This window comes from Parendozoicomonas sp. 2304DJ65-17, assembly GCF_058148445.1.
Genome location: NZ_JBYVJV010000085.1, coordinates 1 through 244 on the forward strand (window position 1 = coordinate 1; position 244 = coordinate 244).

The following is a 244-nucleotide window of genomic DNA, read 5'->3' on the forward strand; positions in this document are numbered from 1 at the left end:
CTAAGAATACGTCGCATGATCTTTCCGGAACGGGTTTTTGGCAACCCGGGAGTAAACTGAATTTTATCCAATTTAGCAATGGGTCCTATATGTTCTGTAATGATCTGGTTGATCTCTTTACGCACATTGTCATGATCCCTGTCTTCACCTGTTTCTTTTAAAATCACATAACCATAGAGCGCATTTCCCTTCACATCATGAGGGAAACCTACAATAGCGCTTTCTGCTACAGCAGGATGTTCGT

The 244-nt window shown here is 41.8% G+C and carries 1 protein-coding gene; it reads right to left on the minus strand.

What is annotated here, in order from left to right:
* Positions 1-244: AMP-binding enzyme (locus ACY2RR_RS24610; RefSeq protein WP_490110838.1), on the minus strand; the 244-nt coding region annotated here is incomplete at both ends.